16 protein-coding genes and 1 pseudogene are annotated in these 23,685 nt (G+C 43.0%); 9 read left to right on the top strand and 8 right to left on the bottom strand.

Going from position 1 to position 23,685, the window contains the following annotated elements:
* The first annotated feature begins 43 nt into the window (after window positions 1–43).
* The 6 genes from NXV01_RS10520 (at window position 44) to NXV01_RS10495 (ending at window position 4,302) form a co-directional block, all read left to right on the top strand.
* Window positions 44–895: an ATP-binding protein gene (locus NXV01_RS10520; protein ID WP_259022331.1), complete on the top strand. Its 852-nt coding sequence runs from the start codon at window positions 44–46 to the stop codon at window positions 893–895.
* A complete protein-coding gene (locus tag NXV01_RS10515) occupies window positions 892–1,299 on the top strand; it encodes a hypothetical protein (RefSeq protein ID WP_259022330.1) in 408 nt (135 codons plus the stop codon). Before NXV01_RS10520 ends, NXV01_RS10515 begins: the two co-directional genes overlap by 4 nt.
* Window positions 1,300–1,327: 28 nt before the next feature.
* Window positions 1,328–1,831, top strand: a complete 504-nt coding sequence (locus tag NXV01_RS10510) for a hypothetical protein (protein ID WP_259022329.1) — start codon at window positions 1,328–1,330, stop codon at window positions 1,829–1,831.
* Window positions 1,806–3,020, top strand: coding sequence for a head maturation protease, ClpP-related (locus tag NXV01_RS10505; protein WP_259022328.1), 1,215 nt, complete (start codon window positions 1,806–1,808; stop codon window positions 3,018–3,020). Before NXV01_RS10510 ends, NXV01_RS10505 begins: the two co-directional genes overlap by 26 nt.
* A 28-nt stretch (window positions 3,021–3,048) precedes the next feature.
* The gene (locus NXV01_RS10500) at window positions 3,049–3,936 is read left to right on the top strand and encodes a phage capsid protein (protein ID WP_259022327.1); all 888 of its coding nucleotides are present in this window, start codon (window positions 3,049–3,051) and stop codon (window positions 3,934–3,936) included.
* A 96-nt stretch (window positions 3,937–4,032) separates the two neighbouring features.
* A complete protein-coding gene (locus NXV01_RS10495; protein ID WP_259022326.1) occupies window positions 4,033–4,302 on the top strand; it encodes a transposase in 270 nt (89 codons plus the stop codon).
* Window positions 4,303–4,692: 390 nt separating this feature from the next.
* On the opposite strand, the gene NXV01_RS10490 is transcribed toward NXV01_RS10495, so the two are convergent.
* A complete protein-coding gene (locus NXV01_RS10490) occupies window positions 4,693–6,591 on the bottom strand; it encodes an ATP-binding protein (protein WP_259022325.1) in 1,899 nt (632 codons plus the stop codon).
* 117 nt (window positions 6,592–6,708) lie between these two features.
* Entirely contained in the window at window positions 6,709–9,345 is a 2,637-nt protein-coding gene (locus NXV01_RS10485) for a valine--tRNA ligase (RefSeq protein WP_234131910.1), read from the bottom strand.
* Window positions 9,346–9,596: 251 nt separating this feature from the next.
* Between NXV01_RS10485 and NXV01_RS10480 the strand changes: the two are divergent.
* Window positions 9,597–10,653, top strand: a pseudogene (locus tag NXV01_RS10480) (DUF3810 domain-containing protein).
* Between the two features lie 12 nt (window positions 10,654–10,665).
* A complete protein-coding gene (gene mazG, locus NXV01_RS10475) occupies window positions 10,666–11,454 on the top strand; it encodes a nucleoside triphosphate pyrophosphohydrolase (protein WP_259022323.1) in 789 nt (262 codons plus the stop codon).
* 106 nt (window positions 11,455–11,560) lie between these two features.
* Here the strand turns inward: mazG and NXV01_RS10470 are convergent, their stop codons facing one another.
* The 6 genes from NXV01_RS10470 to rpsA form a co-directional block, all read right to left on the bottom strand.
* Complete coding sequence (locus tag NXV01_RS10470; protein WP_259022322.1) at window positions 11,561–12,028, bottom strand: hypothetical protein; 468 nt, start codon at window positions 12,026–12,028, stop codon at window positions 11,561–11,563.
* Window positions 12,029–12,055: 27 nt separating this feature from the next.
* Window positions 12,056–12,436: a hypothetical protein gene (locus NXV01_RS10465; RefSeq protein WP_074557307.1), complete on the bottom strand. Its 381-nt coding sequence runs from the start codon at window positions 12,434–12,436 to the stop codon at window positions 12,056–12,058.
* Between the two features lie 47 nt (window positions 12,437–12,483).
* Window positions 12,484–13,035, bottom strand: coding sequence for an RNA polymerase sigma factor (locus tag NXV01_RS10460; protein WP_148364383.1), 552 nt, complete (start codon window positions 13,033–13,035; stop codon window positions 12,484–12,486).
* Window positions 13,036–13,059: 24 nt separating this feature from the next.
* Window positions 13,060–14,601 carry a L,D-transpeptidase family protein gene (locus NXV01_RS10455; RefSeq protein ID WP_259022321.1) on the bottom strand — a complete coding sequence of 514 codons (1,542 nt, stop codon included), beginning with the start codon at window positions 14,599–14,601 and terminating at the stop codon, window positions 13,060–13,062.
* On the bottom strand, window positions 14,598–15,530 hold the full coding sequence (locus NXV01_RS10450) for a ribonuclease Z (RefSeq protein ID WP_148364381.1): 933 nt from the start codon (window positions 15,528–15,530) through the stop codon (window positions 14,598–14,600). The genes NXV01_RS10455 and NXV01_RS10450 overlap by 4 nt, the downstream gene beginning before the upstream one ends.
* A gap of 297 nt (window positions 15,531–15,827) precedes the next feature.
* The gene (gene rpsA, locus NXV01_RS10445) at window positions 15,828–17,630 is read right to left on the bottom strand and encodes a 30S ribosomal protein S1 (protein WP_148364380.1); all 1,803 of its coding nucleotides are present in this window, start codon (window positions 17,628–17,630) and stop codon (window positions 15,828–15,830) included.
* Window positions 17,631–17,726: 96 nt separating this feature from the next.
* Here rpsA and NXV01_RS10440 point away from each other — a divergent pair, with 96 nt between their 5' ends.
* Window positions 17,727–23,684 carry a DUF3320 domain-containing protein gene (locus tag NXV01_RS10440; protein ID WP_259022320.1) on the top strand — a complete coding sequence of 1,986 codons (5,958 nt, stop codon included), beginning with the start codon at window positions 17,727–17,729 and terminating at the stop codon, window positions 23,682–23,684.
* Window position 23,685 lies beyond the last annotated feature (1 nt).

Genomic DNA, 23,685 nt, shown 5'->3' with positions numbered 1-23,685 from the left:
TCCGATATATTGAGACTATAAAAGACTGAAAACCAATATCAAGATGAATAAAAACGATACAAAATTACCGGAAAAAGCCGAAATAAAAAAGGCTGTTAACGATTATTGCAAGGAAAAGGGTATAAGTAAAGCTTCCCTTGCTGTAAAATGTGGTATCAGTGACGCTACATTGTGCGAACTGGAGAAGGAGAACTGGAAAAAGCTGTCAAATGAAATGTTGCTGACTATCTGGAACTTTGTAAACCGGGATAAGTTTGGTGACTTATTCCAGAGTATGGACTTTATTAGTACCGTCAAAGCTTGCGATAACGCCCGTAAATACTCCTTTATGATTGGAATTACCGCAGATACGGGAATGGGTAAAACAACGGCACTACGAACGTATGCACGCCAAAAGAACGTGTTTTATGTTTCTTATGACAAGACCATGAACGCCAGTCAGTTCTTTTCCGCTTTATTGCGTGAGTTGTCCATACCGTTCTACAGTTCTTTAAATGACATGATGACCTTTGCCGTAGATAAGTTAAACAGGCTGGAATCTCCCTTGGTTATCATAGATGAAGCGGGAAAACTCACTCACTCGATGATATTGTATTTGCAGGTTCTACGGGATAAGACATACGGGAATTGCGGTATTATCCTTGCGGGGATGCCTTATTTTAAAACTAATCTGCAAAAGAATGCAGCACGTGAAAAGGAAGGTTATGCGGAGTTTTTAAGGAGAATCAATGTCTGGCATGACTTCATAGGTTTGCAGCCAAAGGAGATAGAGGAAATATGCTTTACGCACGGAATAACCAACAAAGAGAAGGTACGGGAACTGAAACGGCAAAGACGGTTCGGGGACTTGATGAATGAGATTTATTTATATCAGATAATGGAGGGAAAACTATGACATTACCGGAACGACTGATGAAGCTCACAGAGGAAAAAACAAAGCTTGAATGTGAGAATCAGAAGCTTAGAGATAATTGTATTGCATGGCAAAGCGCCTGTAAATTAAGAGATAAATGTATTAATGATCTTCTTGAATCCAAAGAAAAGTATTTCAATGAAAAGCATCAGTACTTTATGGAAAATATAGAATTAAAGGCATACAACCAAAGCGCAAAAATAGTTCTAAAACGATGTGGGTCATTCTTATCAAAGCATAGAAAAGCCTTTGGAATTGCCGATTTTTTCATCAAAGACCTAGGTTTAGACCTAATAGTCGAAGAGCGAGAAGAACGCCTGCAGCAGGTAAAAAAAGAACCAGAAAAGGATGATATTATAGACCTATTCAAACAGTCATCGAAATAGATTTGAGAACGATTTAAATGATATACGAATGGAAGCAAAAGCAATCAGTCCCGCCCAATTAAAGAAGGTACAAACCATGTTTACCAAACTGGGGTTTAAACCGGAGGACAAACAAGGAATAATAAATACCCTGACTAAAGGCAGGGCTACCAGTACTAAGGATATAACCATTGAAGAAGCGAAAATTCTGATAAACTATCTCATGGGAAAGACAGACCAGAAGAAAGAAGCTTACCAGGCTGAATGCAGGGATATAGTTAAACAAATATATCATCTTTCGTATGAGGTCGGGATGAGTTACGGTGATACACCGGAGGATAAACTGATGAACTGTGCCAAGATAAACAAGTTCTGCCGGGAGCGTGGCACGGTGAAGAAGAATATAACGGAAATGAATCTGACGGAACTTAAAAAGACGAAAAAACAGTTTGAAGCCATGCTTCAAAGCAATTTGGATAATGCTGTTAAACAGCTAGTTAATAAATCAATTAATCAAAAAGTGAAGAATGAAAGAACATCAACTAACAGGTAAATCCGGTGTATTTTGGAACTATGCACAGGAAAAAGGACGAAAGGTTTCCTTACTCCTTTATGGGGAAATTGGCAAAGCGGAACAGATTGATCCGGCAAACATCGTATCTCAACTCATGGACTTATCCGATAAGTTTGATGAAATAGACATTCATATAAACTCGAATGGTGGTGATGTTTTTTCCGGTATCGCCATTTATAACGCTTTACGTCTTTCTGAGACAAGCATAAAAATCTATATAGATGGAATTGCCGCAAGCATAGCAGGTGTTATAGCCCTATGTGGCAAGCCTTTATATATGAGCCAGTATTCAAAACTTATGATACATAGTGTCAGCGGTGGTATTTATGGAAATAAAATCGACCTTCAGGATGCAATTAGTACTATTGAAAGTCTGGAAGATATTATTATTGAAATGATATCAGGACGTTGCAAGAAAAACAAAGCGGAACTTAAAAACCTTTATTTTGATGGTAAAGATCATTGGATATCAGCTAGTGAAGCGCTGGATATGGGATTAATCGACGGCATTTTAGATTTGGATGATATTATCCCAGCCAAAGAAAATAACAATGATAATATTTATAATTATTTCAATAATAAGCTATTAGACTACAAAAAGGAGGAACAAGACATGGAACTTTTGAATCAAATCAAAAAGATTCCTTCATTTGCTGAAATGCAAACAGAGGAACAGATTTTAAACCACATTAGAGAACTAGAAGACAGGCATCCCCAGTACCAGAACGCCCAAACACTTGTAACTAGCGCGGTCAGGGAAGGTATCATTTTACGTGATGAAGCAAATGAGTTGCTGAACTTATCTAATGGAGATGTAGGCCGCTTGCGAGTGCACATAGAAAAGAAAAAGCAGAAAAATCAAGCTACATTCGATATCGAATATGCCAATTTGACAAAGTTCAAAAGCGAATACGAAGTACTTAGAAACTTACCGGATTCATTTATTAATAATGAGTTGAAACAGCTTGCTTCCAAAGACTTTAGCACGTTTAAGAAGATGGTTGGTTCAACACGGAAAAAACTGGTGTCAGAGTTTATATATGAGTCTCCTTCCAATAATAATAGGGCAGGATGGACACTTGACGATTATCGTAAAAAAGCCCCTAAAGAGCTTAGAAACAATCCCCAGTTATATAAAGATTTACTGGAGAGAGAACAACAAAAATAAGTATTAATCATTTAATTTCAAGAAGATTATGGAAGTAAATCCGACATTAGCAAAAGAAGTATGGATAGCTCAACTCACCCGAAATTTTTATCCAGACAGCTCTTTTCTTAATTATGTAAAAGACTTTTCCGGATTAGTGGATAACAATGCTATTAACATGGCAGATGTAGGTTTAGACCCGGAAGTGTTGATAAACAACACTACCTATCCTATCAAAGTTGTCCAAAGAGTTGATAAGCCGATACGGATAGAGCTTGATTTGTTCGAGACGGAAAATACTTTGGTCAGAAGACCGGAAGTCTTAGAATACAGCTATGACCAACTAGAATCGGTATTAATGGGACATCGTAATAGGTTACGTGCACGCACTGCGGAAAAAGCCGCTCACGCTATTTCCCCATTAGAAGATACTGAATTTACCCCTGTTATCTCTACAGATGGAGATACCACAGGAAAGCGAAGAAGAATGACAGTCGAAAATATCCTGTTGTTAAAGGAGCGCTTTGATGATGCGAATATCCCATTAGAAGACCGCTTTTTAGTCTTAAATCCTAAACATCTGTCTGACTTAATACTATTTGATGTAAAGGCTTTCAAGGATATTACAGATATTATAGACGGCAAGCCTAAGCGCTTTGCAGGTTTTAATATCCTGCAGACATCCATTACTCCTAAATATAACTCTAACACCTTGGAGAAGGTGGCATTTGGTGTGAAAGAGGCAGTCACCGACACTTTCTGTTCATTTGCATTCCAGAAAGAAGAAGTAATGAAGGCAGATGGTGAGGTATTTATGTACGCAAAGGAGAATGATCCGGAAGAACGTGGGACAATTGTAGGTTTTGACAAACGTTTTATAGCACTCCCGATTAGAAACAAGGCATTAGGAGCAATTGTTAGCACGAAAGTTTCTTAATTTTTCCAATTGGATTATTGTTGTGAGGCGGCTTTTCTGTGAAGAAAGGTCGCCTCTTATAGTTCATTAGCAGAGATTATTCTGTATTTTTGTGGTATGCCTAGAGGAAGAGATAAACAATTAATAGCATTGCGTGATGAAGCGATATTACGTCGCTATCATCATCTGACAGAGATAGAACGTTTGCGCTTTGATGATGCGTTAAGCCTTCTGTCACAAAAGGAGTTTTTTATATCAGAAGCCCGTATAATGGCTATTATACGAGATAACTGCCATAAGTTGAAAGATATAAAAGTACAGCCAGTACCAAAGGTGAGAAAACCCAAACTATCAGCAAAGGACTTATCTATATTGTCTAAAAAATAGAATAAAAATAGCGGCAATTTTAATCTAAGTTATTAATAAAGCTAATGTTTTTGTTTTTATTTTTGGCGTTTGTCCTTTACACCAGCCATCTATTTTCTTATCTATTACTATCTATTTACTAAAGTACTGATAGATAACTTCTGTTGCATTAGAGGTAAACTTACATTCCCCTGCTGACAAACTTCTTTTTGACCGAGAGAAAACTATAATTGCAAGCTTCATTTATATAACTGCAAGTTCCGGTTATATAAATGCAACTTGCAATTATATAATCAGAACTTGCGTTTATAGTTTCTTCTTAGTCAAAGACAACTTATCCAATAAGGGAAAGGAAGTTTGCAATAAGAGCATAGCAACTTATCTACTGATAGATTGGAGAGAAGTAAAGCACTAATTCTGCCGATAAGGTAAGGTAAACCAGAAAGTAGATCCTTTGTTTTCTTCCGACTCCACTCCTATTTTCCCTCCCAGGCGGTCTACAATCGTATGGCAGATAGAAAGTCCCAGTCCGGTACCTTGCACAAAGGAATTGTACTTCACAAACCGTTCGAATACATGGAGACACTGTTCAGGAGACATTCCACAGCCGGTGTCCGACACATAAAAATAAATCGTTTCAGGATCGAGCAAACGATACCCCATACGGATAGTACCCACCTCTGTAAACTTAATGGCATTAACAGTGAAATTGGCAAGTAACTGAATCAAACGGTTCTTATCCGTATACAATGTACATTGGGGCAGTCTTTCCGCAAATGTGAAAGTCACATTATTGTATCGCAGACGTAGCTGCATACTCTGCTCGATTTCTTCAAGCGCCTGGTTCACATCAATCAAGGCAGGGTAGAAATCGAATGTACCGGCTTCAATCTTCGACAAATCCAGAATATCATTAATCAACTGAAGCAATAAATCTGTATTTGTTTCAATAAGATCTGCATATTCGGACATTTCTTCACGGTTTTCGACATGAGGAAGCATATTCGAGAACCCTACAATAGCATTCAAGGGGGTACGTATCTCATGACTCATATTAGCCAGGAATGCGGATTTCAATTGATTAGCCTGCTCCGCTTTTTCCATCGCTTCATGCAGACGACTATATGCTTTCCGAAGAATGCTGATATAATATACAATAGCAACAATCAATATCAATAAAAAGAAAGAGCAGGAAAGGATTTGAACATAATACTGCTGGAAAAAAGTCCTGGGTTCATTGACATATACCGCATCGTCCGGATAACGGGAAGAAGGTATATTGTAGGATTTCAATACTTGATAGCAGAGATTGGCACTTCCTTGTCCTCCCACCTCACCGGGAATATTACGTGCCTGCTCTCCATCCAAAATACGACCGAGTATTTCCAACAAAGATTTACAGAACGATTCTGTCGAAACGTAATATCCTCCTACAAAAGTATTGTTCGACAAGTCTTCGGGAGAAAGTAAAAACAATGGAGACGGAGTAAAATTGACAATCACCTCCTGAATATGATCGAAAAGATAGGTATTGTCATTTTTGTTATGTGATTCAAACCAAGAATAATAAATGATCCCCGTATTCGGTTTATAACCATGTAAAGTATCCAGCAACATTTCCGTAGACAATTGAGTGGTGGAAAGTAAATCCAGACGCAAGTCCGGAAAGTTCTCCTTTACAGCTTCCTGTACATCTCTGCGAGTTTCTTCACTGATATACCGATCGTCCGAAATGAATGCCAGACGTTCCATATCAGGTATCAGTTTGTAAATTAAGTCGATTGTCTCCTTTACATAATAATGTTGCTTCAAGATGGTTATATTATATCCGCGCCTCCATTCATCACCGGAAAGGGTATTGGCTTCCGTCAACGGAACGTGAGATAACAAGACCTCAAGGGAAGCCGGTAAATGGTCGCGGGCATTTGTCACGATTACCGGAACTTCTTTCCATACGTCATCAAACAATTCACGGCAGACTATCCATCCCGGATCTCCAATCAACACAACCGCAGTGGGAGGAGTCGGATATTTCTGGCGCAAATGGGTAACCAGAGCATTCACTTCCATCTCATTTTCCAAAGCAGGTACAGAAAGCGACTCCGCTTTGACAGAGATTCCCTGTTTCTGAAGAGCATCATGAAGACACCAATAAAAGTTTTTAGCCCAAGGCAGATTGAAATTAATCGAGTTTAAAACCAGTACTTCTTTATTTGTTTTTTCGGTTCGGGCTGACGCAGGGGATAAGAATCCTTCAATGAAAAGGAATAATCCAAGGAAAAATGGGATGATCCGCAGCGGTTGTTTCATTTGTGATATTCTATAAATAGCGAAAGCAAAGATAGTATTAATTTTTTTAGCGCAAAAAAAAGGCATCCCAAAACGAGTTGAGATGCCCTTTATTATATAAAATTAAGTATCAGAGGACTATGATTTCTTCAAAGCCGCAATACTTTCTTTCAAAGATTTGATGATACTTTCCGCATCGGCCTGCTTCTTACGTTCCAGTTCAAGAACGGCCGCCGGAGCATTATTGACGAATTTCTCGTTGCTAAGTTTCTTCATCACTCCCTGCAAGAATCCTTCTTTATGCTTCAATTCGGCTTCCATACGGGCGATTTCGGCTTCCACGTCAATCTTATTGCCCAATGGCACGGCAAATTCGGTCGTTCCTATCATGAAAGAAGCAGCACCTTCTGATTTGCTTTCTACCACTGTTACGGAAGACAGGTTACACATCTTGATAATCACCGGATTCAATTTCTCCACCGGATGAGTACCTACAACCTGCAATTCGAGTTCTTCTTTCAGAGCAATGTTCTTCTGCAAACGGATGCTACGGACATTACTGATGATTTCCTTAGCTACTTCAAACTCTGCCAGGAACTGTTCATTTGCTCCGACCGGTTCAAACAGTTGAGTAACCATCAGGCTTTCACCCGGTTCACGCTCACGCAATTGTTGCCACAGTTCTTCTGTGATAAATGGCATAAAAGGATGCAGCAATTCAAGCAGACGCTCGAAAGAGCTAAGAACCATATCATAAACAAAGCCATTGACAGGCTGTCCATAAGCAGGTTTCACGATTTCCAACAGCCAGGAAGAGAATTCATCCCAGAATAGTTTGTAAACCAGCATCAACGCTTCGCTCAAACGATATTTAGAGAAGAGATCGGCCACTTCAACAGCTGCCGCATCCAGTCTTTGGTCAAACCACTGAACTGCCAGATGTGCATCGGTAGGAATCTCAATAGTGCCTTTGGCATTTGTCCAGCCCTTAATCAGACGGAAAGCATTCCATATCTTGTTGCAGAAGTTACGTCCCTGTTCGCAAAGTGCGTCATCGAAAAGAATATCGTTTCCGGCAGGAGCAGAAAGCATCATGCCCATACGTACTCCATCGGCTCCGTATTTCTCGATCAACTCCAACGGGTCGGGAGAATTACCGAGTGACTTGGACATCTTACGTCCCAGTTTATCACGAACGATACCTGTGAAGTAAACGTTCTTAAACGGCATCTTTCCTTCGTACTCGTAGCCTGCCATAATCATACGGGCTACCCAGAAGAAGATAATATCCGGTCCTGTCACAAGGTCGCTGGTCGGATAGTAATAGTTGATTTCTTCGTTACCCGGATTGTTGATTCCGTCAAACAAAGAGATCGGCCACAACCAGGAAGAGAACCAGGTATCCAGACAATCTTCGTCCTGACGGAGATCTTCCATTGTCAGGGCAGCATTACCAGTCTTTTCTTTTGCTTTTGCCAATGCTTCTTCTGCTGTAGCAGCTACCACATAACCTCCCTCCGGAAGGAAGTAAGCAGGAATGCGATGTCCCCACCACAACTGACGGCTGATACACCAGTCTTTGATGTTCTCCATCCAGTGACGGTAGGTATTCTTGTATTTTGCAGGATAGAACTTCAGTTCATCGTTCATTACCGGAGGCAATGCCATGTCAGCAAAATGCTGCATCTTGAGGAACCATTGCATAGACAGTTTCGGTTCGATCACTACATTGGTACGTTCCGAGTAACCTACCTTATTTGTATAGGCTTCTGTCTTGTCCAGCAGTCCGGCAGCTTCGAGGTCTTTCTCTATTTGTTTACGGACGTCGAAACGATCCATACCGATATACATACCGGCAGCTTCGCTCAATGTACCGTTATCGTTGAAGATATCAATGCTAGGCAGGTTGTACTTTTCACCCAGCATATAGTCGTTTACATCATGAGCCGGAGTCACTTTCAGGCAACCTGTACCAAATTCGATGTCTACATAATCATCTTCAATCACAGGGATGGTGCGATTTACCAGCGGAACGATCACTTTCTTGCCTTTCAGCCATTCGTTTTTCGGGTCGTTCGGATTGATACACATCGCTGTGTCACCCATGATTGTTTCGGGGCGGGTAGTTGCCACTACGGCATAGCGTCCTTCCGGATCACCTTCCACTTTATAACGGAGGTAATATAGTTTTCCGTGCTCTTCTTTGTAGATCACTTCCTCGTCAGAAAGAGCGGTCAATGCCTTCGGGTCCCAGTTCACCATACGGACACCGCGGTAGATCAATCCTTTATCGAACAGGTCTACGAAAACTTTCAGTACACTTTCACTGCGTTTCTCGTCCATAGTGAAAGCAGTACGATCCCAGTCGCAGGATGCACCGAGTTTGCGGAGCTGTTTCAGGATGATACCTCCGTGTTCGTCTGTCCAATCCCAGGCATGTTTCAGGAATTCGTCACGAGTCAGGTCAGTTTTCTTGATACCTTGAGCGGCGAGTTTGTTTACTACTTTAGCTTCAGTAGCAATAGAAGCATGGTCAGTTCCCGGTACCCAGCAGGCATTCTTGCCTTCCATACGGGCACGACGAACTAAAATATCCTGAATGGTATTATTAAGCATGTGTCCCATGTGCAACACACCGGTGACGTTCGGGGGCGGAATGACGATGGTGTAAGGTTCACGGCCATCGGGTTTCGAACTGAATAAATGATGGTCCAGCCAATACTGGTACCATTTTCCCTCCACGTCAGCGGGATTGTACTTACTTGCTAATTCCATATTGTTTTATGTATATATGATAATGTATATTCTAAAAATAACGGGTGCAAAATTAATAATTTAAATTCAAATCTTACCACCCTCGGGGTGTTTCTTCCTACTTGTAGCCATCTTTTATCCGGTTTATGTTGAATGACTTTTCCTATTACACAAGTAATAAAGCCATTGTTAACAGATTTTTTGCAAATATAGAGGTATTTTTTCGCGCGACGTCTATTTAATGCATATTTTTGTTGACTGATATTAGACAAATGATGAAAAAGAAGCCAAATGTAAGATATTTAGCCCTAGGAGCAATCTTAATCCTGGTGTGGCTAACGCAATGGATTCCTGCTCTGGCAACAATCTATTCGCAAACAATCTATCCTTTTATCTCTTACGTTTTGTCGTTTTTTTCCAATTTATTTCCTTTTGCGATAGGAGACTTATTCATCTTCCTTAGCATCACGGGGGGTGATTATTTATCCTATTTACGCCCGTCTCCGCAAGAAGTTGCCTTGGAAAAAAATTTTATTGCGCGACGGCGAATATCTGTTGTGGATTTATGTATGGTTCTATCTGGCATGGGGACTGAATTATTCTCAAAAGAACTTTTACCAACGAACTGAAATCCCGTATACAGCCTACACTCCCGAAATTTTTCAGGAGTTCGTTGACGACTATATCACCCAATTAAATCGTTCGTATACCCCTATAAATAGTATCAACCAGGATTTGATACGGGAAGAAACCGTACGAATCTATAATCAGTTAAGTGATAGCTTGGGCGTGCACCGACCTCCACATGATCATCCGAGAGTAAAGACCATGTTGTTTACTCCATTCATTTCCATGGTAGGAGTAACCGGTAGCATGGGGCCTTTCTTCTGCGAATTCACCCTTAACGGAGATTTGCTTCCCGCCAACTATCCCGCCACTTATGCTCATGAACTAGCCCACCTGTTAGGTATCACCAGCGAAGCGGAAGCCAATTTCTATGCCTATCAGGTTTGCACCCGTTCACAGGCAATGGGTATCCGTTTCTCCGGATATTTCTCTGTACTGGGGCATGTATTGGGAAATGCAAAAAGATTACTTTCAGAAGAAGAATATGCAAAACTCTTTCAACGCATCCGACCGGAAATTATTGAATTAGCCAAGAATAATCAAGCCTATTGGGCTGCCAAGTATAGCCCGGTAGTGGGAGCCGTACAGGATTGGATATACGATCTTTACCTGAAAGGAAACAAGATAGAAAGTGGCCGCCAAAACTACTCGGAAGTAGTAGGGTTGTTGATTTCTTACCAGGAATGGAAAAAAATGAATTAAATAGATAGATTTATGTCACATACCAGACAAGAACAGATGGAAGCCTTCGGACGCTTCCTGGACATTCTCGACGAACTGCGTGTTAAATGTCCCTGGGACCGTAAACAGACAAATGAAAGTCTGCGTCCCAACACCATAGAAGAGACTTACGAACTTTGCGATGCCCTGATGAGGGATGACAAGAAAGAGATCTGCAAAGAATTGGGAGACGTATTATTGCACGTTGCTTTCTATGCCAAGATAGGTTCGGAAACAGGAGATTTTGACATCAAAGATGTTTGCGACAAGTTGTGCGATAAGCTGATTTTCCGCCATCCGCATGTGTTCGGAGAGGTGAAAGCAGAGACAGCCGGACAAGTTTCCGAGAACTGGGAACAGTTGAAACTCAAAGAGAAAGATGGCAACAAGAGTGTATTAAGCGGTGTGCCCGCTGCCCTACCCTCACTAATCAAGGCTTACCGTATTCAGGACAAAGCCCGCAATGTAGGCTTCGACTGGGAAGAACGGGAACAGGTTTGGGATAAAGTAAAAGAAGAAATCGGTGAGTTTCAGGAGGAAGTAGCCAACATGGATAAAGAGAAAGCGGAAGCTGAATTCGGCGACGTGATGTTCAGCCTCATCAATGCGGCACGCCTTTATAAAATCAATCCCGATAATGCACTGGAACTTACCAACCAGAAGTTTATCCGCCGCTTCAATTATCTGGAAGAGCACACCATCAAGGAGGGAAAAAGTCTGAAAGATATGTCTCTCGAAGAGATGGAGGCCATTTGGAATGAAGCAAAGAAAAAAGGACTGTAACTTCCTTACCGGCATAAAAAAACTGAGGCTCTATTCCCACCGGACAGAGCCTCCATTTTACTCAAACAGAGCGTCTGTTCATACGAATCAGACGCTCTGTTTTTCTTTATTTCTTCTTTGAATCGTCTCCCTTGTCTTTGCTACGATTCATACCTTTTATCATTTCACGGTGAAAACGCATCTCTGCACGTTGCACGAGAAAAATCTTCTTGTTTGAAAGAATCTTTTTAAACTTACCCAAATAAGTTTTATCAAGCTGGTCGGCAGCAATACGGTTGTTGGCCACTTTCTCGTTGATTTCTGCATATTGAGCTTCCGTTGTTTTATCATCCTTGCCTTTGCGCATCAAATCCCATGACTCATCATTCAGTTTCTTCTTTTTATCCTGGAGTTCAAAATAAACGGGAAAGAACTTGGCTGCTTCTTCTTTATTCAATCCAGCCTGTTCGATAATGAAAGCTTTTTGTTTTTCCCTGAACTCCTCCCGGGATAAATGCTGATCACATCCATCAGCAGCCCAAAGAACAGGCATAAAGCCACACAACAAAACGATCCATGCGATTAGTTTTTTCATTTTCTGTATTCAATCAGTTTTTATAAATCATTCTACACTTGCGTCACTCAAATAAACATATAACGAATAATCATCCAGCATGGCACGATCCACTGCTACATCAATCATTTCGTCAGATACAACTACTTCAGTATCTACTTCTGTCACCGCTACATCATCTGCCGTAGCAGGCTTATGGTCTGTTGACGCCACCCGGATAATCAAGGCCGCCCCTACAAACATAGCTGCCATATAGAGCAATGGTTTCAGTCTTGTCCATGTGCTGACAGGTTCTTCCTTAAAAGCGACTTTCTCTTTTTCAGGAAGTTTATTCATTATCTCCGAAGTCAGGTTCTCAAAGTAACCATCGGGCACTTTGAAGGAATTTTCCTTTCCAAGCTTCTTCAATAAAATATCTTCTTCTTTCATACGTTTTTCTCCTCTCTTTTCATTAGACAGTGTCTCATTTAAAAGGTTTAATCTATTTCTTCTAAAAACTTCTCTATTTTCTTCACCGCATGATGATAAGATGCTTTCAGTGCACCGACCGACGTGCCGAAGATCTCCGACATCTCTTCGTACTTCATTTCCTGATAATATTTCAGGTTGAACACCATACGCTGCTTTTCGGGCAAAGTCTGCAAGGCTTTTTGTAAGCACATCTGTATCTTGTCGCCTGAAAAATAAGCGTCACTCTCCAGCCTTTGCACAACTACTGCTTCGGGATCGTCAATATCTACGGTAGTCATGGCACGCTGCTTATTCAGAAAGGTAAGACACTCGTTCAGCGCGATACGATAGAGCCAGGTTGACAGCTTCGCCTCGGCACGGAAATAATCAATACTCGTCCATGCCTTGATGAAAGTGTTTTGCAGGAGATCGTTCGCATCCTCATGCGACAGTACCATCCGGCGGATTTGCCAATACAATTGCTCGCTATACTGCCCCACAATCATTTCAAATCCTTTCCGCTGTGTACTCTCCTCCTGAAGGAGTTTCAGAACTTCTCGTTCGTTATAAGGGGTCATAATCTCTCGTATCTGTATGTTTATTTATGGTTTCAAATTCAGGTTATTCATCGCCTCTAGTAAGGACGGATCATATTTATAAATGTCCTCACAATACCTCAATTTATTATCGGCAGACAGGTAAACCGTCTGATAATCTATAAATAAAGGTATATATTGTTCCAAACTATAATGTTTCAATTCACGATAAGCCACACTGATGGGCAGCTTCTTTCCCTCTTCGCTCACCGGCTTGATATCCATTGCAATACGAATACGGTCTTCCAACAATTCATCCGGCTCTTTCAACAGGAAAAACGCAAAGTCGAGGGCTTTTTGAAGACGGACACAACCGTGACTCACCGCACGATTATTCCGTGTAAAAGCCCACCGGGAGGGAGTGTCATGCAGATATACGGAATGAGGATTGGGAAAACGGAAGATGATACGTCCCAACGAATTCCCCGTTTTATTGTCCTGTTTCACCGTATAAGGTACGCCACTTCCTGCATACTTCGCCCATTTAATACTACGGGGATCTACCTGCGTACCATTCTTATCGTACACTTTCATGCGGTTACGGGTAAAATATGTCGTATCTCTACGGTAAGTAGGGATAATCTCTTTCCGGATAATGCTTTGAGGCACATTCCAGTACGGATTCAATTCCATATAATAAATCCTGCTTGACAATAGGGGAGTTTTATTCTTCACAGTCCCCACACAAATACGCATCTCCAGAATAGAGTCCGTTTCTTCGTTGACGGCCTGCAACATAAATGCCGCCACATTGGCTATCACATATTTCTGTCCTTTATCCAATGCATATTGCCAACGTGCCCGCTCCATGTTTACCAATAGCCGATCCCGATAATAATCCGTAGTATCTGTCATTCCCCAGCCATTCACACGAACCAACTCTTCCTGCATCTTATGATAAAGCGGAGAAGAGGGTTGCGCCCGACGAAAAGCGGCGTTAGGGTTTGCACGCAAAGAATCAAGGGCAGCCATTGCAAACTCCGTATCACAATGTTTCAGAGGAATGTGGTCTATCGAGTCGTTCCATCTGCGTTCCGAAGGCAGGAATCCAAATTTCAATTGACACACATACGAAAGATAGGCGGCTGTCAACTGATATTCCACGTCTGCCAGCAGACGGTTCATCGTCTTCCCCGCACGCAGATTCAAGGTACGTATCTGTTGCAATTCTCCACGAATACTATCGACAGGATAATAATTCGGATTAATTCCATGCTGTGAAATATTTCCTAACCAGAATAACATCGAGTCCGCCACCTGTACGGCAGGTTTATCGGATATGAGAGAATCATTCAGCCAAAAGAATTCATCCTTTTCCTGATAATGTGCCAGCAAAACCGAATCCCAGGGAGTTACCGGATTTTCGTTCAGGCAAATACGAATCATCTGATGAATGCTGTCCGCATTTATTTGATAAGCAGGATGGAACAGTTCCCGGAGGGAAGACAAAGAGTCGGGTATTGGAGATTGAGGCTTCTCTTTTTTACAGGCTGCCAAACAACCAAAGAACAGGATGATTACTCCCCAAAGCAATCGACTACTTTTCATAGACAAGTCCCTCCATCAACGTCAATACACAAATTTTCTTTCGCTAAAATGGTTTGTGGGAAAATGGCGGACGCTTCATTAAGTAAGACAGATTCATCTTCATAACGGGCGGAAAAATGTCCGATCACCAGTTGTCTCACATTAGCATCCACAGCAAGCTGTGCAGCTTGTGCAGCAGTGGTATGATAAGTTTCCCTAGCGCGTGCCTGCTCGGTCTGTGCAAAGGTAGCCTCATGGAAAAGCAAATCTACATTTTTAATCTGTTCAGCAAGGGACGGACGATAGATTGTATCGGAACAATAAGCATATTTACGCGCCGGAGCCGAAGGGCGGGTTAAACGTAAATTAGGTATTACTTCTCCCTCGGGAGTTACAAAGTCGGCTCCGTTCTTGATGCGGTTCAGCTCATAAACCGGGACTTTATAAAAGTCTACCATGTCTCTGATGATATGATTAGGACGCTGTTTTTCTTCAAAAAGGAAACCACAACAGGGAATACGGTGTTTCAAGGGAATCGTCGTTACAGTCACCGAACGATCATCGTAAATGAGCACCGGTTCCTTCGTTTCAAATTCATGAAAGAATACCTTGTAAGTCAGTGTCTTGCAAAAGAAAGCAAGCATCGGGGCAAACAACTCTTCCAATCCCCGTGGAGAATGGATGTGCAAATCGGCAGTTCTCCCCAATAATCCGAATGTAGAGATCAATCCCAGCAATCCGAAGCAGTGGTCACCATGTAAATGAGAGATAAAGATATGATTCAACCGGGAAAATTTCAGCCGGGAACGGCGTAACTGCATCTGTGCCCCTTCACCACAATCAATCATAAAAAGCTTTTCACGCAAATTCACGACTTGAGAGGTCGCAAAATGTCGCGTGGTAGGCAAAGCGGAGCCGCATCCCAATATATGTAACTCGAATTTTTCCATGGTATGCAAAGATAGGACATTTCACATTTAATCTTGCAAAGGAAGAAACTTTTTTTCTATTCACCACAGAGGACACAGAGGACGCAGAGGGTAAAGAGGATATGGAGAGGATGCGGAGGAGAAGAGGGTAGTTTATATAAATAAATATATTACCATCGTTAGTTTGTTAAATCAATCCTTCCTGTCCTCTATATCCTCTATATCCTCCCTACCCTCTGCGTCCTCTGTGTCCTCTGTGGTGAACAAAAAAAGCGCCCCAAACGGGAGCGCCTTTCACTGGAAAATATTCTATTCAGATTATTTCTTTCCTTCCAACTGTTCTTTCAATGCAGCAAGAGCGTCGATATCGCCCAGCGTAGTTGAAGCAGCTTGGTTTTGGATCATCGGAGAATCTTCTCTCTTGTTGCTGGAAGATGACTTCTTAGCACCAGAAGCAGCTTTCTTTTCTGCTCTTTCTTCAGCCTTAGCTACATCTTCGAAGATACGGCTGTGAGACAGAATGATTCTCTTAGCGTCTTTGTTGAACTCGATCACTTTGAATTCAAGTTTCTCATCCAACTGTGCTTGTGAACCGTCTTCTTTTACAAGGTGTTTCGGAGTTGCGAAACCTTCTACACCGTAAGGAAGAGCTACAACAGCACCCTTATCCAACATTTCGATGATTGTACCTTCGTGTACAGAACCTACAGTGAACACAGTTTCGAATACATCCCAAGGATTTTCTTCGAGTTGTTTGTGGCCAAGGCTCAAACGACGGTTTTCTTTGTCGATTTCCAATACCTGAACTTCGATGTCAGCACCAATCTGAGTAAATTCTGATGGGTGTTTTACTTTCTTAGTCCAAGAAAGGTCAGAGATGTGGATCAAGCCGTCAACACCTTCTTCGATTTCTACGAATACACCGAAGTTAGTGAAGTTACGAACTTTTGCAGTATGCTTAGAACCTACAGGATACTTTTCTTCGATTGTTTCCCATGGATCTTGTTTCAGTTGTTTGATACCCAAAGACATCTTACGTTCTTCGCGGTCAAGTGTCAATACAACAGCTTCTACTTCGTCGCCTACCTTCATGAAATCCTGTGCAGAACGCAGGTGTTGGCTCCAAGACATTTCTGAAACGTGGATCAAACCTTCTACGCCCGGAGCAATTTCGATGAATGCACCGTAGTCAGCCATAACAACCACTTTACCTTTCACCTTGTCACCTACCTTCAAGTCAGTGTCAAGAGCATCCCATGGGTGCGGAGTCAGTTGTTTCAAGCCAAGAGCGATACGTTTCTTTTCGTCATCGAAGTCAAGGATAACAACGTTGAGCTTCTGATCCAGTTCAACCACTTCTTTCGGATCGCTAACACGTCCCCAAGAAAGGTCAGTGATGTGGATCAAACCGTCTACGCCACCAAGGTCGATGAATACACCGTAAGATGTGATATTTTTAACAGTTCCTTCAAGAACCTGTCCTTTTTCAAGTTTACCGATAATTTCTTTCTTCTGTTGTTCCAGTTCAGCTTCGATAAGAGCCTTGTGAGATACAACAACGTTTTTGAATTCCTGGTTGATTTTAACCACTTTGAATTCCATTGTTTTGCCAACGAATACATCATAGTCGCGGATCGGTTTAACGTCGATCTGAGAACCCGGCAAGAATGCTTCGATTCCGAATACGTCTACGATCATACCACCCTTCGTGCGGCACTTGATGTAACCCTTGATAATTTCTTCATTTTCCAGAGCAGCGTTAACGCGATCCCAAGAACGAGTAGCGCGGGCTTTTCTGTGTGACAGAACGAGCTGTCCTTTTTTGTCTTCCTGATTTTCGATGTACACTTCTACTGTGTCACCGATCTTCAGATCCGGATTGTAACGGAATTCATTCAATGGGATGATACCGTCTGATTTGTAACCGATGTTCACAACTACTTCACGCTTGTTCATTGCGATTACGGTTCCGTCAACAACCTCACGGTCGTTCACCTTGTTAAGCGTACCGTCGTAAGCTTTTTCAAGTTCTTCGTGGCTTGCATTGGTTACTGATTCGCCATTTTCATAAGCATCCCAGTTGAAATCTTCAATAGGAGCTACGTTCTTTAAGTTTTCCATTAATAAATAAATTGTTTAATACTTTAATTAAATAAGACATTATATTATCTATAAATCGGGCGCAAAGGTAGAAATATTTTCTTGATTGACAAAAGAATGGCAGAAGAAAAGAGAATTATATCCGTATTTTTTGTAATATTGCAATCTTTAATTTATACAGTTTTTGCCATGGACGAGAGATTGGACAAAGTCAAGGTGCAATGCGACTATTTACCGCTTATTAATTTTGCGATACAACAAAACGGTGCATCGGTCATTCATCAGCTTTCTATTGAGAATACGACACCTGCCCCACTGAAGGACATTCAGGTACAAATCACAACAGAGCCGACTTTCGGAAACGCCGTTCCGATAGCTGTGGAACAGATTCCGGCAAACAGTTCGATCTGTCTGTCATCATTCAACCTCACTTTGTCTGCCAACTATTTCACACAGCTGACCGAACGTTTATCCGGCAATCTGAAAATTGAAATTACTTCCGAAGCAGTTTCCGTATTCAGCCAAACCTACCCTATCGACATTCTGGCATACGACCAATGGGGAGGAATCAATGTATTGCCCGAAATGCTGGCCGCTTTCATCACCCCCAATCATACAGCCATTCTGCCGATCATCAAGAGAGCCGCTTCCATCCTGGGGCAATGGACTGATAATCCGTCCCTCGACGAATATCAAAGCCGTACTCCGGACCGGGTAAGGAAACAGATGGCCGCCATCTACACGGCTATCACGGAACAACAGATTATATACAGCACCATCCCCGCCAGCTTCGAGGAATATGGCCAGCGTGTCCGGCTAGCCAACTCCGTGATGGCACAGAAACTGGGAACCTGTCTGGATATGGCCTTACTCTATGCTTCCTGCCTGGAGGCAATCGGACTGAATGCACTCATTATCATCACTCAAGGGCATGCTTTTGCGGGAGCCTGGCTAGTGCCGGAAACTTTCCCTGACCCTACCATTGACGATGTCTCTCTGTTGACCAAACGGACTGCCGAGGGGATCTACGACATAACGTTAGTCGAAACGACCTGCATGAACATGGGACATTCGTCCGATTTCGACGATGCAGTGAAGCAAGCGAACGGAAAGCTGACGGATGGAAATAATTTCATTCTTGCCATAGATGTGAAAAGAGCGAGACATTCGGGCATCCGCCCCATCCCCCAACGCATTCTGCACGGGCAGGTATGGGAAGTGGAAGAAAAGGAGACCGACATTCCAAAAAGTGCCGTTCATGCCACTCCGCAAAGTATCAATCCGTATGATTTGTCAGGCAATGAAACCCAGACCGTAATTACCAAACAACTGTTATGGGAAAGACGGTTGCTGGATTTAAGTCTGCGCAACAATCTGCTGAATATCCGGATCACCAAAAACACGCTCCAACTCATTCCGGCTAATCTATCCTGCCTGGAAGATGCATTGGCCGACGGAGAAGAATTTCGCATCCTTCACCGTCCTGCCGATTGGGAGAGTCCGGCAATGGACTTCGGGATTTATTCCTCCATACCGGAATCTGATCCTGTAGTTGGTTTCGTCAACTCTGAACTTTCACAGAAAAGACTACGTTTCTATCTATCCGAAAACGATTTAGGCAAAGCACTGACCCATCTATACCGGTCTTCGCGTACCTCTATTGAAGAGAATGGAGCCAACACGCTCTATCTGGCTCTCGGACTTTTAAAATGGTACGAGACCCCCTCCAGCGAACGCCCCCGCTACGCTCCCATCCTGCTGTTGCCGGTTGAAATCATCCGTAAATCGGCAGCCAAAGGTTATGTTATCCGTTCTCGGGAGGAAGAAACGATGATGAACATCACCTTATTGGAAATGCTCCGCCAAAATTTCGGAATCGCCCTATCAGGGTTAGACCCGCTGCCTACCGACGGAAGTGGTGTAAATGTCAAACTGATTTATTCCATCATTCGCAACAGCATCAAGAACCAGCGCAAATGGGACGTGGAAGAGCAAGCGATTCTGGGTATTTTCTCTTTCAACAAATTCATCATGTGGAACGACATCCACAACAACGCCAACAAACTGGTTCAGAACAAGATTGTGTCCAGCCTCATCAACGGAAAGATAGAATGGGAAGCCGCCACAGAGGAAATAGATGCAACGGATATGGATAAGCAACTGTCGCCCACAGACATTGTATTACCCATCATCGCCGATTCCTCACAACTGGAAGCCATCTACGAAGCCGTACATGACAAGACTTTCATCCTGCACGGCCCTCCGGGAACAGGAAAATCGCAAACGATTACCAATATCATTGCCAATGCGCTTTACAAAGGAAAACGCGTCTTATTTGTTGCGGAAAAGATGGCTGCCCTCTCCGTTGTACAAAACAGACTGGCGGCTATCGGCCTGGCTCCGTTCTGCTTGGAGATTCATTCCAACAAGACAAAGAAATCCGCCGTTATCTCGCAACTGAAAGAAACTACGGAAATTATCAGGCAGACACCTCCCGAAGAATTCAGAAAGGAAGCGGAACGCCTGCTGAATTTACGGGCGGAATTGAATCAATATATCGAAGCCCTACATAAAGAATACCCGTTCGGAGTTTCATTATACGACGCCATTATTCATTATCAATCCGTGGATGTCGAATCTTGTTTTGATATTCCACAAGTTTATCTGGATACATTAGATAAAGAAACATTTGCCCAATGGGAAGATGCCATCGAGCTGTTAGTCCGGACGGCCAATGCGTGCGGACATCCTTATCAGCATCCATTAACGGGCATCTCGATTACCGAATATTCATCAGCCGTTAAAGAGGAGTCCTCCCAACTGCTCACCGGATTTATCGACCTGTTGACCACCATCCGGCAGAAGCTGGATGTATTCTCCGTACTTCTAAAAGATACGGATATACGCCCTACACGCAAGGATTTCCGGACGATTGTCCACATCATCCGAAAAATACTCGACATTCCGGAACTGACTCCCGGATTGCTGACTCTGCCATTGCTCAACGAAACACTGAATGAATACCGGGAAGTGGTGGTTCACGGACGGAAACGGGATGAACAAAGGAAAGAGATAGAAACCGGATTCACCCAAGAAATCCTGTCCATCAACGCAAAGCAGATGTTAGCCGAATGGAACCGGGTATCCGCCCAGTGGTTCCTTCCCAGATATTTCGGGTTGCGGAAAATCAAAAAAGCAATCAACATATATGCTTTAAAAACGATTGAAACAGAAGACATCAAAGCTCTGCTTCACCGCATTATCAGGTATCAGGAAGAAACCGAAGCCGTTCAGAAATACACCGGACAACTTCCCTCCCTATTCGGACGACCCGGCAAGAACGAGGATTGGAACACCATTGAACAGATAATCGACGACATGACTTCCCTTCATTCGCATTTGTTGAACTATGCTAAAGACATTGCCAAAGTTTCGCAAATCAAGCAGAATTTGTCCGCACAACTCACAGAAGGAATTCAAACATTCAGAGACATTCATGCCCATTCCTTCAATGAACTGTATCAACTCGCAGATACACTCACAACCACCGAAAAGAAACTGTCCGACATGCTGGGTATCTCGACTGAAGAACTTTATACCGATTCAGCCGACTGGATAACGATTGCCTTGTCTAAAGCCCTGACCTGGAAAGAGAACCTCGACAAGCTCAAGGACTGGTATCAGTGGCTACAAGCCTACCAAACCCTGCATAGCCTGGGAATTGGATTTATTGCGACGGAATATAAAGAAAAGAATATTCCTACCGGGCAACTTACAGACAGCTTCCGCAAGAGTTTCTATCAGGCGGCTATCCGGTATATCATCGACAAAGAACCGACTCTGGAATTATTCAACGGTAAGATATTCAATGACATCATTGCTAAATACAAACAAATATCCGCCAAATTCGAAGAAACGACCCAAAGAGAATTGTATGCCCGGTTGGCCTCCAATATTCCGTCTTTCACTCAAGAAGCCATCCAAAGTTCAGAAGTGGGTATCCTTCAAAAGAATATCCGCAACAATGCCCGCGGCATATCCATTCGTAAGCTGTTCGACCAGATTCCCACTTTGTTGTCACGCATGTGCCCGTGTATGCTGATGAGTCCTCTTTCCGTCGCTCAATTCATCGACACGGACGCTGATAAATTTGATTTGATAGTCTTTGATGAAGCTTCACAGATGCCTACTTATGAAGCGGTGGGCGCCATTGCCCGGGGTAAAAACGTCATTATTGTAGGCGACCCGAAACAAATGCCTCCTACGAGTTTCTTCTCGGTCAACACCATTGATGAAGACAACATTGAAATGGAAGATTTGGAGAGTATCCTTGACGACTGTCTCGCCCTCTCTATTCCTTCCAAATATTTATTATGGCACTACCGGAGCAAGCACGAGAGCCTCATCGCTTTCAGCAACTCCGAATATTACGATAACAAACTGATGACTTTCCCCTCGCCGGACAACATCGAATCGAAAGTCAGGATAGTCAACATCAACGGTTACTATGATAAAGGCAAGTCGCGCCAGAACCGGGCGGAAGCTCAAGCAGTGGTGGACGAAATAGCCAGAAGATTGAGAAGCGAGGAATTAAGAAAGAAAAGTATCGGTGTAGTCACTTTCAGCATTGTCCAACAAGCCTTGATAGAAGACTTATTATCCGACCTCTTTATCTTTTACCCCGAACTGGAAACTCTGGCGTTGGAATGCGACGAACCGTTATTTATCAAGAACCTGGAGAATGTGCAGGGAGACGAACGCGATGTCATTCTCTTCTCTGTGGGCTATGGTCCGGATGCAGAAGGGCGCGTCAGCATGAATTTCGGGCCTCTGAACCGGGCAGGCGGTGAAAGAAGATTGAATGTAGCCGTTTCCCGTGCCCGGTATGAGATGATTATCTATTCCACCCTAAGGTCGGATATGATCGACCTGAACCGTACTTCTTCCATCGGAGTAGCCGGACTAAAACGTTTCCTCGAATATGCGGAGAAGGGAACCCGAAACACCATCAACAGCGTGACAAGACAACAGTCGGAAGCAACAGTCTCCATCGAAACGATCATTGCCGACAGACTGCGCTCACTGGGTTACACCGTGCATACAGACATCGGTTGCTCCGGATACAAGATAGATATAGGTATCGTCGACACCGAAAACACCTCTAACTATCAGTTAGGTATTATCTGTGACGGCAAAAACTACAAACGCACCAAGACCGCACGTGACCGGGAAATTGTGCAGAATAATGTATTGAAAGCACTCGGATGGGACATCTACCGGATATGGACAATGGACTGGTGGGAAAAGCCGGACGAAGTAATGGCAACTATCCAAGAGGCTATCGCCCGGAAAAAGAGTTCAAAAGTCGGCTCAATGACAGCAGCCGGAACCGGCTCTGCTCCGACAGAAGTGGCAGAACCTGCACCGGCTGCACAAATAACCAACAATGAACATTCATTCGTGCTCAAGGCATCGCCTGCTACTCCTGAAAAGCAAACAGCTTCCGTTCTTTCTACTCAAAACCGGATAGAGCAAAAGTACAAGTTTGCAAAGATTACCCCATACAGTTATTCACCGGAAGACTTTTTCTTTACGGACAGTTACTCTATCCTCCTCTCCCAAATACGGAAGATTATGGAAAGCGAGGCGCCAATCAGTAAATCCCTGCTCTGTAAGAAAATCCTGTCCGAATGGGGAATCAGCCGCTTGGGAACACGGGTAGAAGCACAGATAGAAACAGCACTCGACACATTGAATATCTATCGCACAGAATACGAAGGACTTGTTTTCTGCTGGAACGACAAAGAACAATGCGCTTCCTATTCAGTCTATCGCCCGGTTTCCGACCGGGAAGCGACAGACATACCACCTGAAGAGATAGCCAATGCCATCCGGCAACTATTGACCGACTCCATCAGCCTGCCTGCGGCAGATTTGATAAAAGCATGCGCGCAACTGTTCGGCTTTGCCCGTATGGGATCGAACATAGACGCTGCCATGCAAAGAGGTATTCGCGAAGCTGTGAAAAGGAATTACGCCAAGATAGAAAATGAACGGGTAACGATTGCCAATTAGA

Origin of the sequence: Bacteroides sp. BFG-606, assembly GCF_024788145.1 — a bacterium.
GTDB lineage: Bacteria > Bacteroidota > Bacteroidia > Bacteroidales > Bacteroidaceae > Bacteroides > Bacteroides vicugnae.
This window is presented reverse-complemented; position numbering and strand designations above follow the sequence as displayed.